The following is a 15,797-nucleotide window of genomic DNA, read 5'->3' on the forward strand; positions in this document are numbered from 1 at the left end:
AATTATTCGCTGTCTTCGTCTTTTTGTCTGGGCTCTTTAGCAATCTTCTCAAAAAGATGATCCATACGCTCTACATACTCGTTGGTATCATCCACAAAGAAAGTAAGCTCTGGCACCACCCTTACCTGGTGGCGGATTCTACTTCCCAATTTATATCTGATCTCTCCGGCATGTGAATTAACAGTATTGATTGAAAGTGCGGTATTATTGGTATTGAAAAAGCTGAGATAAACTTTAGCCACGGCCAAATCAGGCGAAACCCTTACCCGGGTAATGGTTACCAATGTATTAGGCAAAAATGCAGCACCTTCACGCTGAAAAACCTGTGCCAACTCCTCTTGTAATACTCCTGCAAATTTCTGCTGACGTTTACTTTCCATATTATTTAAAATTATCAATTACCAATCATCAATTACCAGACGATTTAATCCAGATAATATCGATTGATAAGGTTTAAATTATCAATGACCAAGAATCAATTATCAGACCATAATCAGTCTGCAAATGGGACAGATAATATATTTAAAAATGTAAAAACTTTTGAAACTTCACAACCCAAGCTCGATTAATATTATTCGAAGGCGATCGTCATGCTGAATTCATTTCAGCATCTCTACTCCAAATAGACCCTGAAATAAATCCGATAGCTATCGGATCAGGGTGACGATTCCAAATTAAAAACACCTCGAAACATTGAATAGGGATGTTATTAATCAAACTGAGACCTACTTTTAAAAGCTGTAAGACTTATTTCCGCGACCTATTGACGGAATTTATCTAATATAATAAATTACTATCATACGGATACCTCGCCACATGTGCAGCCTTAACCTTATCGTACAATAACGTTTTAAATTCTTCTAAGTTTTCTTTCTCTGTGGCTGATATAAACAATACAGGCACTTTATCGTGGCTCATCCAACTTTTCTTAAAGTCTTCTAAAGTAAGCTTTCCATCATCCTCTTCATCATCAACCTCTGGCGAAACATAAGCATCAATTTTATTGAAAACCAGAATCATGTCTTTATCAATTGCACCGATATCTTTTAGGGTTTCGTTAACGGTATTAATCTGATCTTCAAAATTTGGATGCGAAACATCTACCACGTGAATCAGCAAATCGGCTTCCCTAACTTCATCCAGAGTAGATTTAAAACATTCTACCAAATGGTGAGGCAGCTTGCGGATAAACCCAACGGTATCAGAAAGTAAAAAAGGTAAATTCTCGATCACTACTTTACGCACTGTGGTATCTAAAGTAGCAAAGAGTTTATTCTCTGCAAACACTTCAGATTTCGACAGCATATTCATAATGGTAGATTTACCTACATTGGTATAACCTACCAAAGCTACCCGAATCAGCTGACCGCGGTTTTTACGTTGTGTCTCGTTTTGTCTGTCTATATTTTTTAAACGCTCTTTTAACAAAGAGATTTTATTTAAAATAATCCGTCTATCACTTTCAATCTGCGTTTCACCCGGACCACGCATCCCGATACCACCTTTCTGGCGTTCCAAGTGGGTCCACATACCTGTTAAACGCGGCAGAACATATTGCAATTGTGCCAGCTCTACCTGCGTTTTTGCCTGTGCAGTTTGGGCCCTGTTGGCAAAAATATCGAGAATTAAATTACTCCGGTCTAATACCTTAACCCCCAGTTCGCGATCTATATTACGCAGTTGTGATGGCGATAACTCATCATCGAATACTACGGTATCAATTTCTTCTGATTTTACATATGCTTTAATTTCTTCCAGCTTACCAGTCCCCACAAAGGTGGCACGCTCAGGCTTGAGCATTTTTTGCGTAAAAACTTTCTCCACCTTCCCTCCGGCTGTATCTACCAAAAAGGCCAGCTCATCTAAATATTCTTTTGTTTGGGCTTCTTTTTCGCCCGGAGTAACTACTCCGACTAAAATTGCCCGTTCCTGCACAACGGCAGTATCGTATGTTTTTTGTTTTCCCATGTAATTGGTGCAAAGATACGAAATTTGCGAATGTAAAATTAAGCTGTAAAGACTTCCGAAGTTTCTAAGGCCAGGGGCGCTAGCAAACTTCCGAAGTCAATGTTGGCTATATCTGTGCTATAAATTCTTTAATAGCCGTTCCCGGATTATCGGTTTTCATAAAATTCTCACCGATCAAAAACCCATTAAACCCTGCTTCTTTCAAGTCTTTAATGGTTAGCGGATTGCTAATAGCACTTTCCGAAATCTTTAAAAATTCATCCGGAATTTTGTTCACCAAATCGAACGAAGTTTGAATATCAACTGTAAAATCAGTCAGGTTCCGGTTGTTTACCCCAATAGCATCTACATGAGGTGAGATACTTCTTTCCAGCTCTTCGAGATTGTGCACCTCTAAAAGCACATTTAAACCAAGATCATGTGCAAGCTTTCCGAAATCATTAATTTGTTGCGGCGTTAAAATAGCGGCAATCAACAGAATAATATCAGCACCCCAGGCTTTGGCTTCCAGGATCTGATATTCATCGATCATGAAGTCCTTTCTCAAAATCGGAATGTTGTTTGTTGCACGTGCGGCCAGAATGTCTTCTTTTTTACCACCAAAGAAATCTACATCTGTTAATACCGAAAGTGCAGATGCTCCCGCAGCATTGTAGGCCTGAGTTACTTCGGCAACATCGGCAATACCATTGATTAAACCTTTAGATGGCGAGCGGCGCTTAAACTCTGCAATAATACCTGTCCGATCTTTAGCGAGCAAAAATTCTTTGAAAGAATAAGGTGTCCGCTTAAAATGTACTGAATTCTCCAAATCATTAACAGAAACCAAAGCTCTTGCTGTGGCAATTTCTTCTGTTTTACGTAATACGATTTTATCTAGTATGTTCATTTTTTCTTAATCTTCATGCTGAATTTATTTCAGCACCTAAAATAAAAAACTAATCCAACAAGATCCTGAAACAAGTTCAGGATGACGGCCGGATAAATTTAATCTACGTGGTCGTACTAGTCAACCAATTCTCCATCATCTGCTTACCATACTCTGTTAACACACTTTCAGGATGAAACTGTACACCACGCACGTCCAACGTCTCATGTCTTAACGCCATAATTTCATTCTTATGATCTCTGGCAGTAATTTTTAAACAGGAAGGAAAATTATCTTTACTCACTACCCAACTGTGATAGCGGCCAACATTAATGGTTTGTGGGCATTCCCAGAACAATGGCTCATCGCCGTCTACAACCGTTACCGGTGTAGCAATTCCGTGCATAGGCCTGCCTAAATTGTACAATGTACCTCCAAAGGCTTCAGCAATGGCCTGTTGGCCTAAACAAACGCCAAAAATGCTTTTTGTTGGTGCATAAGTTTTAATCACATCCAGCAATAAACCTGCTTCTTCAGGGATACCGGGGCCAGGCGAAAGCAATATTTTGTCATATTTTTCTACATCTGCCAGATCAAATTTATCGTTTCTCCAAACTACCGCTTCGTAACCAACTTCATTAATTAAATGCACTAAATTGTAGGTAAAACTATCGTAATTATCGATCACCAAAACCACGCCCTTGCCCCCTGAAGGGTGATTACTATTTATATTTTTTTCCATTGTATTTCTTACTAGTGGATTTTACTCCAGGCTAAAAATTTCCAACTCCCAAACTAGATCTGCTCTGCCATTTGCACCGCTTTACGCAATGCGGCAATTTTATTGTTTACTTCCTGCATTTCTGTTTCAGGCACTGAATCGGCCACAATACCCGCTCCGGCACGGTAATGCAATTCGTTATTTTTGCTCATAAAAGTCCTGATCATGATGGCGTGGTTAAAATCTTCATTAAAGCCCATAAAGCCAATGGCACCGGCATAAAAATTTCTGCCCAGTTTTTCATTTTCATCAATCAGCTGCATGGCTTTATATTTAGGTGCCCCACTCAAAGTCCCTGCCGGGTAAGTATCGGCAACCACCTTAAAAGCACTTACATTTTCCTGCAAATGGCCACTCACTTTACTTACCAGGTGGATCAGGTGGGAATAGTACTGTACTTCTTTAAAAGACTTTACTTCAACACGGTTACAGTGCCTGCTTAAATCGTTTCTGGCCAAATCTACCAGCATTACATGTTCTGCACTTTCTTTAGGGTCTTGCTCTAACTTTCTCGCTTGTTCTGCGTCTTCAATGTCGTTTCCACTTCGCTTAAATGTTCCGGCGATTGGAAAAATATTGGCAGAATTATTTTTGATCGTGATCTGCGCCTCTGGTGAAGAGCCGAATAGCTTAAAATTCCCGTAATCAAAATAAAACAGGTACGGTGATGGATTTATTGAACGCAGGCAACGGTATACATTAAATTCATCTCCGGTAAAAGCTTGTTTAAATGCTCTTGAAGGAACGATCTGAAAAACATCACCACGATAGATATGCTTTTGTAATTTCTCTACCAAATCCATAAAACCCTGATCGGTTAGATTTGAACTTTCCTCACCACGAAGTTGAAATTTATACTCAGGATAATTTTTATTCTGGATCAGGTATTCCATTTTCTCCAATCCCCCCTCTTCTTCGCCTTCGAAAGTATTTTTGAATAGTGTAATCTCGTTTTTAAAGTGATCGATGGCAATAATATACCGATACAAGTGGTATTGCATTTCCGGAATCTCTTCTCCTTCTGGTGTTTCGGAAGTAAACTTGATATCTTCAAAATGCTGCACTGCATTCCAGGTAAAATAGCCAAACAGGCCGCTCGAAATGAATTTGATTTCAGGCAGTTCAGTTTCCTTAAACTTATCTTTAAAATCGGCAATTTCATCAATCAGGTTTTGGCTCTCGGTAATTTCGACCGTCCCGTCAGGGAAATACGTTTCCAGTCGGGAACCTTTTAAAATGATACCCGCCACGGGGTCGGCGCAAACAAAACTCATGGAGTTTTCGCGGCTGTGGTAATCCGAGCTCTCCAGTAAAATGCTATTTGGATAAACATCGCGCAGGCGTAGGTAAATGCTTACCGGTGTGGTGGTATCAGCAAGTAGTTTTTTGTAAGTTGTATTTATTTTATACATGTTTTTACGATGTTGTTATCGCTTCGTGCATTGCAATAACGGTTAAATTGTTTTTAACAATAAAAAGCCCGGCGTGTGGTTCTACGCCGGGCTTCAATGGTTCTTTAATAAGGTTTAGGTTGATAAACTATATTTTTTTCATACGCAGCCTGCGCAATCCGTTTTCGAATTACTTTGCCAAAGCCATGTATGTATATTGTTGATCATGAGCCACAAAAATATAAAGAATTTTGAAAAAGCAAAATATTTATGAAAATAAGTTTAGTCCGGAGTCGGAAGTCGTGATATTAGTTACATTGTCAATACTGAGCACAGCGAAGGATCTTTTACGCAATGTCGTCATTTGGAGCGGAGTGCAACGCAGTCGAGAACCCGAAGGCTCAGCGAAGCTAAATCTGCCTAGATAGATCTCCCCATTCCACGATGCTCCAGTCGAGATGACGACCGCTGGTATACCTAGCTTTGCAACCTCCGTGCCCTTCCTCTGTGTACTTTGTGGTAAAAAACGAGTGTATTAGAACCAAAAAAAATCCCGCTCTTTTAAAGCAGGATTCTATATTTTATTGTAAGCATTATCCCCTAAGAAACCCCAAAAAACGATCTTCCCGGAACGGCCTTAACCATTAATAGAATAGCTACAATAATTAGAACTAGTGCTAATCCGAAGAAAATAGCAATAGTGCGGTGCTTTGCTACAGCATCTGTTACTTTTTTCGACTTTGCATTACCCACTGTGATTAAAATAATTGCAATAAGCATTATCGAAGTATGCTCAGCCTTAAAATAACGACCAATGGCATCGCTCATCGGCAATTTGGTTAGCGGACTTAGAAAGTACAACACCAAACCAATCAAAAATTGGATATGTGCACTAATCAGCGTAAACACATTCAATTTGCGGTTACCCTCTGTGTATGTTTTATTTCCAAACCAGCCCGATAATGCGTTGATTACCGCGATAACCAATAAAATTAATACGATGTAGCGCCATCCGGAGTGCGCAGATTTTAAGATACTGTACATTTTTCTAAAATATGTTTAATCAAAAGTAGGCATTAATTGTAAAAAAGAGGATATTCTACAAAATGAACGCTTATTTATATTAGTTTTAAACAAATTAAAATCCAAACTTACTATGAAGAAAATTTTACTTGCCCTTGTGCTGGTATTTTCTGCTACATTTCTGTTTGCACAGCAAACCTCCTTCCCTGTTAATGGCTCTTATGATACCAGACCTGGAATGTTTGCCTTCACTAATGCAACGATAGTAGTAAATGCCAACCAAACTTTAACAAATGCAACCCTTTTAATTAAAGGACAAACCATTCAGGCTGTTGGAGCCGGCTTAGCCGTGCCCAAAGGTTATGTGGTGATCGATTTAAAAGGAAAGTTCATTTATCCATCACTGATTGATGCTTTTAGCAGCTACGGCCTTACTGAAACACCCGCGCAACAACGCGGTTTTGGTGGTCAACGCCAATCTATTTTTGTCTCGACCAAAAAAGGTGCTTATGGCTGGAATGAGGCTATCAGACCTGAAACTTATGTAAAAAGCATTTTTTCGACCGATAGTAAAAAAGCCGACGAATTGCGTAAGGTTGGTTTTGGAAGTGTAAATGTAATTAACCGGGATGGCATTGCACGTGGTATTTCTGCAGCGGTAACCTTAAATGAAGGTGCAGATAACAATGTATTTTTAAAAGACCAAACCGCAGCAAACTACTCATTCAACAAAGGAAGTTCATCAAACGATTATCCTACTTCCTTAATGGGTTCTATTGCTTTATTGCGTCAAACCTATTACGATGCTGAATGGTATGGAAAACAAAAAGATGAATATAACATCTCACTCGATGAATTTGGTAAACAACAAAATATCCCCCAGATTTTTGAAGTTGATGGATGGCAGAACATCCTGCGTGCAGATAAAATTGCGAAAGAATTTGGCAAGAAATATATCATTAAATCTACTGGCGATGAATACCAACGCATTAATGAAGTTAAAGCTACCGGCGCAAGTTTAATTATTCCGCTAACCTTCCCTAAAGCTTACGATGTAGAAGATCCGGCAGAGGCCAGAAATGTAACTTTATCCCAAATGAAAGGCTGGGAACTGGCACCAACCAATCCGGCAGCCCTGGAAAAAGCAGGAATTAAATTTGCTTTAACATCATTTGGCTTAGAAAACAGCCGCGATTTCTGGGCGAACATCCGCACAGCGATAGAAAATGGCTTAACTGAAAAACAAGCCTTACAATCGGTTACCGAAATCCCTGCTTCACTTTTGGGCGTAGGCGATAAAGTTGGTTCTCTGGAAAAAGGAAAAGTCGCTAACTTTTTGATCTCATCTGATAACCTGTTCAAAAACGGAAATATCATTTTCGAAAACTGGGTACAAGGCAAACGTTTCATCGTAAACAAAATAGATGTAAGCGACGTACGAGGCACTTACAATTTGAATGTTGATGGCCTTGGTGCTTTAACTTTAAAAATAACCGGCACCGGTGGCGGATCTACCGCAGCAATTGAAAGAGTTGGTGTAGACAGCATAAAAACTACAGCCACTTTTACCAGAAATGGCGATTGGGTAAGCATCAATTTCAACTTAAAGAAAAATCCGAAAGGTGATATCCGTTTAAGTGGATACATTACTTCAGCCAATCCGGTTACCTTAAGAGGCGAATCGGCATTGGCTGATGGTACTATAGGAAAATTCACAGCTACTTATAAAGAAGCAGCTAAAGAAACACCTAAAAAGGATGAGCCTAAAGCTGTTTTAGCCATGGGTCAGGTAATTTATCCATTTTCAGCTTTCGGTAGTACTGAACTCCCAAAACAAGAAACCATACTAATTAAAAACGGTACTGTTTGGACGAATGAAAAAGACGGAATCATTCAAAATGCTGATGTTCTTTTAGAAAATGGAAAAATTAAAGCTGTTGGTAAAAACCTTTCGGCGAGCGGCGCTAAAGTGATCGATGCCACCGGCAAACATATTACCGCAGGTATTATCGACGAGCACTCGCACATTGCAGGTGCTGGAGGAATAAATGAAGGCGCACAATCAGTTTCTGCTGAGGTACGTATTGCCGACATCATCAACTCTGAAGACGTAAACATTTACCGTCAGTTGGCCGGAGGGGTAACTACTTCACAAATCCTGCACGGATCAGCCAATCCCATCGGTGGCCAATCGCAATTAATTAAATTACGTTGGGGTAAATCGCCAGAGGAACTGAAATTTGCAGGTGCCGATGGTTTTATCAAATTTGCATTGGGGGAGAATGTGAAACAAAGTAATTTTGGTACTGGTGCACGTTTCCCGGTTACGCGCATGGGGGTTGAGCAAACCTTTGTTGATGAATTTACGCGCGCAAAAGAATATGCCAAAGCGCGCTCGGTAAAAGGTAACAGTGTACGTAAAGATTTAGAATTGGATGCAATTGTAGAAATTCTAAACAATAAACGTTTCATTACCTGCCACTCTTACGTACAGAGCGAAATCAATATGCTCATCCATGTAGCGGATAGCTTAGGCTTTAAGATCAATACTTTTACACACATTTTAGAAGGTTACAAAGTGGCCGATAAAATGAAAGCGCATGGCATTGCCGGCTCAACCTTCTCTGATTGGTGGGCTTATAAAAACGAAGTGGCCGAGGCTATTCCTTACAACGGAAAAATCATGCATAATGTTGGGGTAACAACCGCTTTCAATTCTGATGATGCAGAAATGGCCCGTCACTTAAACCAGGAAGCCGGCAAATCGGTATTATATGGAAATGTGCCTGAAGAAGAAGCCTTTAAGTTTGTAACCTTAAACCCGGCAAAAATGCTGCACATTGATGATAAAGTGGGCAGCTTAAAAGCGGGTAAAGATGCTGACGTGGCTATCTGGACAGCGAATCCGCTTTCCATTTATGCCAGGGCAGAAAAAACTTTTGTAGATGGCATTGCCTACTGGGATATTGACAAAGATGCACAGGTAATTAAAGCCATGCAGACTGAAAAAGCCCGATTGATCCAGAAAATGTTAGAGAGTAAAAGCAAAGGTGGCCGTACACAGCGCCCAATGGGTGATGCACCACGCCTTTACAATTGCGAAACTTTAGAAAACTATTCAGCAGAATTAACAGAGAAAGAACATGCACACTAACATGAAAAAATATTTAATGAGCCTGGCTTTATCGGCAACGAGCCTGATTTGTTTTGCGCAGGCCAACATTTCACCAGCCAAAAAACAAAGTAAAACCATCGCCATTACCGGTGCAACCATACATGTGGGTAATGGAACAGTGATCGAAAATGGCACCCTCCTTTTTGGGAATGGAAAAATTATCTCGGTAACTGCCAACGGACAGGTGCCACAGGATGACGTAATGCGTATTGTAGCCACAGGAAAACACATTTATCCAGGTTTTATTGCAGCCACTACCAATTTGGGATTAACAGAAATTGAAGCGGTAAAAGCAACATTGGATTTTCAGGAGATCGGCGATTTTAATTCGCACATCCGTTCTATCGTTGCTTACAATACCGATTCGAAAGTTCCGGCAACTTTACGTAGCAATGGAATTTTAATGGCACAGCCAACCCCTCAGGGGGGAATGGTTTCGGGCAGTTCATCAGTGGTTCAGCTTGATGCCTGGAACTGGGAAGATGCAGCGCTTAAAACTGACGATGCCATGCACATGACCTGGCCAGTTACACCTCGTTTTAGAGGTGGCTTTGGTGGTTTCGGCCGTCCGCAACAGTCGCCTGAAGTTTTAGCCGAAAGAACACAGGCTGCCATTGCGCAGTTATCTTCGTTTTTCTCGGAAGCTAAAGCTTATTCCGAAATGGGCAAACCAGAAGTAATTAATACCCGTTTCGAGGCGATGAAAAAAGTATTTGCAGGGAACGAAAAATTATTTATCGCGGCCGAAAGTCAGAAGGATATTGTTGCCGCAGTTAATTTTGCCAAAAAATTCGGCATTAGCCCGGTAATTACAGGTGCTGATGAAGCTTACCTGGTGATCGACTTTTTGAAAGAAAACAACATTACTTTGGTGGTGAAACAGCCTCATGCTTTACCGAACAATAATGATGATGATGTAAACATGCCTTATAAAAATGCTGCAACACTGGCCAACGCGGGCCTAAATGTAGTTTTAAGCATTGATGGTTATTGGCAACAGCGCAACCTGCCTTTCATGGCGGGTACCGTTACGGCCTGGGGGTTAGACAAAGAAAAAGCTTTATCAACCATTACCTTAAATGCAGCTAAAGCCATGGGCATTGATAAAACCACCGGTAGTATCGAAACCGGCAAGGACGCTACTTTCTTTATCTCCACTGGCGATGCATTGGATATGCGGACGAACAAAGTTGAACAGGCTTTTATTCAAGGTCGTGATATCAATCTCGATAACCTGCACAAACAATTAGATAAGAAGTTTAGTGAGAAATATACTGCTGAGAAGAAGTAGCTTTAATCCACCTTAATTTATCAAACCTCCATCGCTTAATTCCGATGGAGGTTTTTTATTATAGAACCCGGGGCTTAATCGAACTACACTATGGTGTCAACTGGTAGAAACTTTGGTTACAGTTTATGCAGCGTTATGACGGTGTTTAGTCGCGTACAATTGTCATAAGTCCGACTCAACCCCGTCGAAAGTCCGTCGCAATAGTGATATTGCTATTGCTGTATCCTATACCGGAATGAAATTAAACTTATCTTAAAATTTCTTTTAGGTAAAACTTTTATAAAAGCAAATACATTAAAAGGCATTTATAAAATCTAAAAAACTTACGAACAAACTATTCAAATGCCGCGGATACTGTTTTCTTAACATTTTCCACATTTCTAAACTAATTTCATAACATAAAATCGAAATCGGCTTAACACTACAACAACACCTTTGCGGTCAGATAACAAATCAAAAAACTGATCATGATTAAAAATTTACTTATTGCAGTGATGCTGTTTTTATGCTATGCCACTAATTCAGCAATTGCACAAACCACACAAGCATCAATTTCCGGAATTGTGACGGATGAACAAAAGAAACCAATTCCAGGCGTTTCTGTACAAATTAAAAACAACTCAACTGGTTTTACCACCAAAACATCCACCAATGCTAAAGGAGAATATATCTTTAAGGAGCTTCCATTAGGTGGGCCATACACTGTTAAAGCGATCTATATTGGCTTTGGAGAGCAAACAAGAAGCGGATATTATTTAAACCAAGGCGATGCCATAAAAATTGGCATCAACATGCAGGAAGCTTCACAAAATCTAGAAGCCGTACAAGTAGTAGCTTCTGGTCTGAAAAATAAAATTGAAAATATTGGTGCAGCAACAGCAATTTCTGCCAAAGATATTACACAGCTTCCTGTTAATGGCCGTAACTTTACTTCATTAATGGACTTATCTCCATTAAGTAAGGGAGGTAATATTTCTGGTCAGCTTGGCTCGTCTACCAATTATACAATTGATGGAATGAATGCTAAAAACCCAACATCGGCAGGTAGTACAACCAGCCGAAGCGGAGCACCCTATTCCATCTCTATCGAAGCTGTAAGGGAATTTAAAGTAGTTACTAACCAATATGATGTTACCTATGGCCGTAGCGGTGGCGGTACAGTTAGTGCTGTAACCAAACAAGGTACTAATACATTAAGTGGAAGCGCATTTACCTATGGCCGTGCAGACTGGCTATCAAGTCCTTACGACATTAAAGGCACAAAGCGCCAGGCAGATTTTTCTACTTATCAATATGGTTTCTCTTTAGGTGGACCAATTATTAAAGATAAACTACACTTCTTTGTGGCATGGGATCATCAAAAAGATGCACGTCCGTTATTAATTGCAGATGTTCAGTCAGCAGCCGATGAGTCGAGGCTTAACATCACCCGTGCAACATTAGATAATTTCTTAGGGATTGCCCGTGATAAATACGGAGTTGCCAATACGCCTCAATATGGCTCTTTCAACAAAAAGAGAGGATCAGATGCGGCCTTTATTCGATTAGACTGGCAAATAGATGAAAAGAACTTGTTAACTGTGAGGGATAATTATACTAACGATAGAAATCCACTTGGTTTAGAAGACAATTCAAAGATTAATTTCTACGAATCATACGGTAACGATAAAAATGTTGATAACAGCCTACTCGCAACATTACGTACCTCGATCAATTCAAAATTAACAAATGAATTAAAGGTACAGCACTTATATACTTATCAAAAAAGTAGTCCTGGTGATCAATTACCATCAACTAATATTCCACGTGTAGTGGTTGAAAAAGTAAATTCTATCATTTCTGACGGAACATTAAAAGCAACAGATATCGAAATAGGAGGCCATCGTTTTGCACAAGAAGGCTTTACCAATAATGTGCTTCAATTGATCGATAACTTGTACTATAATACAGATAAAGTGAAATACACTTTTGGTGTCGATCTTATGTATACACATGCAAAGTCACTTTACGGCAGTGAAGTAAACGGACGTTTTTATGTGAACGCTGGAACTAAAACCTTGCCTGATGGCGTAACAAAAGTACCAACTTTAGATAACTTCCAAAATGGAACAGCCTATCGTTTCTTCAGGGAAGTTCCATTAATGGCCGATCCAACGGTAACCGGAAATATATTTAATGCTGGCATATACGGACAAATGCAAACGAAACTCGCATTAGGCTTAGAACTAACAGCAGGTTTACGTTTAGATTATGCACATTACCCTTCATCACCATTAAACCAATTAGTACTAGATGAGTTGGGTTTACGTACGGATAATAAGTTAAAATCTTTTGTTGTACAGCCTCGTTTTCAATTCACCTGGGATGTTAAGGAACAGCACATGGATTATGTGCGTTTAGGTGCTGGTATTTTTGCTTCAGACATTAATAACTATGCAACCATCAACAATTTAACTTTCGATGGAAAACACTATGGCACAGTAGATACAAGGGTCGGCATTCCTTCGGCTTATCTAACAGATTACCGCAATAATCCTGGCAGTGCCCCAACTTTAAGTCAATATCAACTATCTACAATAAATACCTATGCAGATAATGCAAAAGTTCCGGTTGTATACAAAGCAAACATATCTTACAGTCACTTCTTCACACCACGATTAAAAGTTGGCATATCAGGTTTTGCCACTTTAGGCCGCAATAATTATGTTTATGTAGATCGTAATATGGTTAACGCTCCTTATTTTACATTGGCAAACGAGGCGAATCGTGGGGTATTTGTACCAGCCAACAGTATTCCGGCAAATGGAGTTGCAGATTGGCAACAAGGGCGTATAAGTAAGAAGTTAGGCCGTGTATTAGAAATGAACAGTAATGGAAAAGTAAATCAGTTTGCTATAGTGATTGATGGAACGTATCGATATTTTAAGGATGGAGAAATTTCGGTAAGTTATACGTACAATGACACTAAAGATAATACCTCGTACAATGGTAATGTGGCTAACACTTCAACGTTATCACTACCAGTTAAAGATGATCCCCGCGACTTAAGCCAAATGACCTATTCTGACAATCAGTTTCGAAATAAAGTTGTTATTTATGGCACATTACCGAGTTTTTATGGGGTAACTATCGGCGTACGTTACTCTGGAATTGGGGGAACAAGATATAGCTTCTTATCAGGAGCAAACAGCAATGGCGATTTTGTAGCATCAACAAATGATTTGGCCTTTATTTTTGACAGAAATGATCCTACTGTTGCTCAAAATATCCGAACAGGCTTACAGTCCATTCTAGATAATCCATTAGCGAGTCAAAGTTTTAAAGATTATATTAACAAATATACTGGTAAAATCGCTGAGAGAAATGGTGGCATTAATAGTTTTTATGGGATTGTAGACGTAAGGATAACTAAAAAATTCAAGCTATATAAAACACATAGTTTCGAACTTTCAGTTGATGCTTTCAACGTAGCAAATATCTTTAAGAAAACCTGGGGCGTTAATGAATCATGGACAAATAGCAACACTCAACTATATGCCTTACAAGATCCAGGATTTGACTCCGTTAATAAAAAGTTTAACTATAATGTAAACAATAAGGGCATTGCAACACCTTCCGGCAATCCATACCAATTCCAAATTGGTTTACGCTATGGCTTTTAAAAGCAATTAAAATAAATTAAATGAGGGGGTTAATTAATAATTAACCCCCTCTTGTTTTTTAGCTCTATTTTATAAATGTAAAAGCACCATACTAGCATCCAAATACTACAAAAAATATAAATTAATTAACACAAGCATAATATGAATAGATACAAATCGGTATTTAATAGACCTACATTTGAGATATTATTTATATCTCAAACTAATGCATCTCTTTTATTTAAAACGCATTGCGTTTTTTTCCCTTTTATGCTTTGCCATTATATCCTGTAAAAAGGAGCCCAGAATTTTGCCCCTTGACCAATATAACGAAGAACAACAGGTTATTGATTCGATTCGCTTATATGCAGACCAGATTTATTTCTGGAATGAGCAGCTTCCAAAATACACCAGCTCCGATTCTAAAAAATATGTTGGCAATTCTGCCATAGCCAAGTATAATCATGAAATATTTGATCTCACCAGCTATGCAATAAATCCTGAAACTGGGAAATCATTTGAATTCAATCAGGATAATGTTTCTGAAGCAAAATTCTCGACAATAATAAACAATTCCAATTCCGGTCTCCAAAATAGTTACAGCCTCGCAGACCTCGGTTATAGTTATGGGATTACCCTTGTTGCCGTCGGAAACAGCGCCATATATGTAGAATATGTCATCAAGAATTCTCCCGCTGAAACAGCTGGGATAAAAAGAGGAATGAAAGTGGAAGAAATTAACGGAAGGAAAAGTGAAAACACAGAAGATTTCTATAAATATGTTAAAACAGCCTTTGACAGGGATAAGGTAGAGCTGATATTAAACGGCAAGCCTACTGGATATAGGGCTGAGCAATATACCATCAAACGAATGGCCTATATTGCTGATCCGGTAAACAAGGTATCCGTTTTAAAGATAAACAACATCAGTATCGGCTATATTTCTTACCTGAAATTTTCCAGCCCCAAAGGCTGGGACGAAAGTTTAAACAATGCATTTTCTTATTTTAAAAATGAAGATATAAAAGAATTAATTATTGACCTGAGGTATAATGGCGGTGGTGATATTTTAACCTGCGAAAATTTCGCCAACCTGGTTGCACCACAAAGTGCAAACGGAAAGGTAATGCGAAAAGAGAAATATAATACCCTTATGCAAAAAGGAGGGGCAACCTTATTAACAAAACAACCTATTTTAAATGATGACGGAAGTCCCGCCTTTATTATTAACGGCAGAACGGCCACGCTTGCAGATGGTGATTATTCTTTAAATGCAAATACAGCATTTTTTAAAAAAACGGCTGGCCCAAATAATTTAACCAGGATATACTTCATTGTCAGTAAGAAAACAGCATCAGCAAGTGAATTATTGGTTAATTGCCTGAAGCCTTACATGGATGTAAAACTGATTGGCATAAGAACAACTGAAAAACCATCAGAACCCGTTAAGACTTTTGGAAAACCAATCGGTTTTTTTCCCATAAAAATAAAATCATATTCCCTTTACCTCTCTCTGTTCCAAAATCTAAATGCCAATAACCAAGGGAATTATTTTAACGGGATACCAGTAGATATCACCGCTGAAGATGATGTGGAAACTGATTTTGGGAATATTGAAGAAAAAGGCCTAAAAAGTGCATTGGACGATATAGGTTATCT

At 39.0% G+C, this 15,797-nt stretch carries 10 protein-coding genes; 4 read left to right on the plus strand and 6 right to left on the minus strand.

Annotated features, from left to right (window positions below; genetic code table 11):
• Positions 1-2: 2 nt before the first annotated feature.
• From rbfA to OQX63_RS14615, 6 genes are all read right to left on the minus strand, one after another.
• Complete coding sequence (rbfA, locus tag OQX63_RS14590; RefSeq protein ID WP_265851586.1) at positions 3-380, minus strand: 30S ribosome-binding factor RbfA; 378 nt, start codon at positions 378-380, stop codon at positions 3-5.
• Between the two features lie 397 nt (positions 381-777).
• Positions 778-1,968 carry a GTPase HflX gene (hflX, locus tag OQX63_RS14595; RefSeq protein WP_265851587.1) on the minus strand — a complete coding sequence of 397 codons (1,191 nt, stop codon included), beginning with the start codon at positions 1,966-1,968 and terminating at the stop codon, positions 778-780.
• A 106-nt stretch (positions 1,969-2,074) separates the two neighbouring features.
• Positions 2,075-2,857: an indole-3-glycerol phosphate synthase TrpC gene (trpC, locus tag OQX63_RS14600; RefSeq protein ID WP_265851588.1), complete on the minus strand. Its 783-nt coding sequence runs from the start codon at positions 2,855-2,857 to the stop codon at positions 2,075-2,077.
• A gap of 103 nt (positions 2,858-2,960) precedes the next feature.
• Positions 2,961-3,578, minus strand: coding sequence for an anthranilate synthase component II (locus tag OQX63_RS14605; protein ID WP_265851589.1), 618 nt, complete (start codon positions 3,576-3,578; stop codon positions 2,961-2,963).
• Between the two features lie 53 nt (positions 3,579-3,631).
• On the minus strand, positions 3,632-5,029 hold the full coding sequence (locus tag OQX63_RS14610) for an anthranilate synthase component I family protein (protein WP_265851590.1): 1,398 nt from the start codon (positions 5,027-5,029) through the stop codon (positions 3,632-3,634).
• A 579-nt stretch (positions 5,030-5,608) separates the two neighbouring features.
• Positions 5,609-6,052, minus strand: a complete 444-nt coding sequence (locus tag OQX63_RS14615) for a cytochrome B (RefSeq protein ID WP_265851591.1) — start codon at positions 6,050-6,052, stop codon at positions 5,609-5,611.
• A gap of 112 nt (positions 6,053-6,164) precedes the next feature.
• Between OQX63_RS14615 and OQX63_RS14620 the strand changes: the two genes are divergently transcribed.
• From OQX63_RS14620 to OQX63_RS14635, 4 genes are all read left to right on the plus strand, one after another.
• The gene (locus OQX63_RS14620) at positions 6,165-9,185 is read left to right on the plus strand and encodes an amidohydrolase family protein (RefSeq protein WP_265851592.1); all 3,021 of its coding nucleotides are present in this window, start codon (positions 6,165-6,167) and stop codon (positions 9,183-9,185) included.
• 1 nt (position 9,186) lies between these two features.
• Positions 9,187-10,497, plus strand: a complete 1,311-nt coding sequence (locus OQX63_RS14625) for an amidohydrolase family protein (protein WP_265851593.1) — start codon at positions 9,187-9,189, stop codon at positions 10,495-10,497.
• Positions 10,498-10,964: 467 nt separating this feature from the next.
• The gene (locus tag OQX63_RS14630; protein WP_265851594.1) at positions 10,965-14,159 is read left to right on the plus strand and encodes a TonB-dependent receptor; all 3,195 of its coding nucleotides are present in this window, start codon (positions 10,965-10,967) and stop codon (positions 14,157-14,159) included.
• A gap of 289 nt (positions 14,160-14,448) precedes the next feature.
• Positions 14,449-15,797: S41 family peptidase (locus OQX63_RS14635; RefSeq protein ID WP_265851595.1), on the plus strand; the 1,349-nt coding region annotated here is incomplete at its 3' end.

The organism is Pedobacter sp. PF22-3 (assembly GCF_026239555.1).
Lineage (GTDB): Bacteria > Bacteroidota > Bacteroidia > Sphingobacteriales > Sphingobacteriaceae > Pedobacter.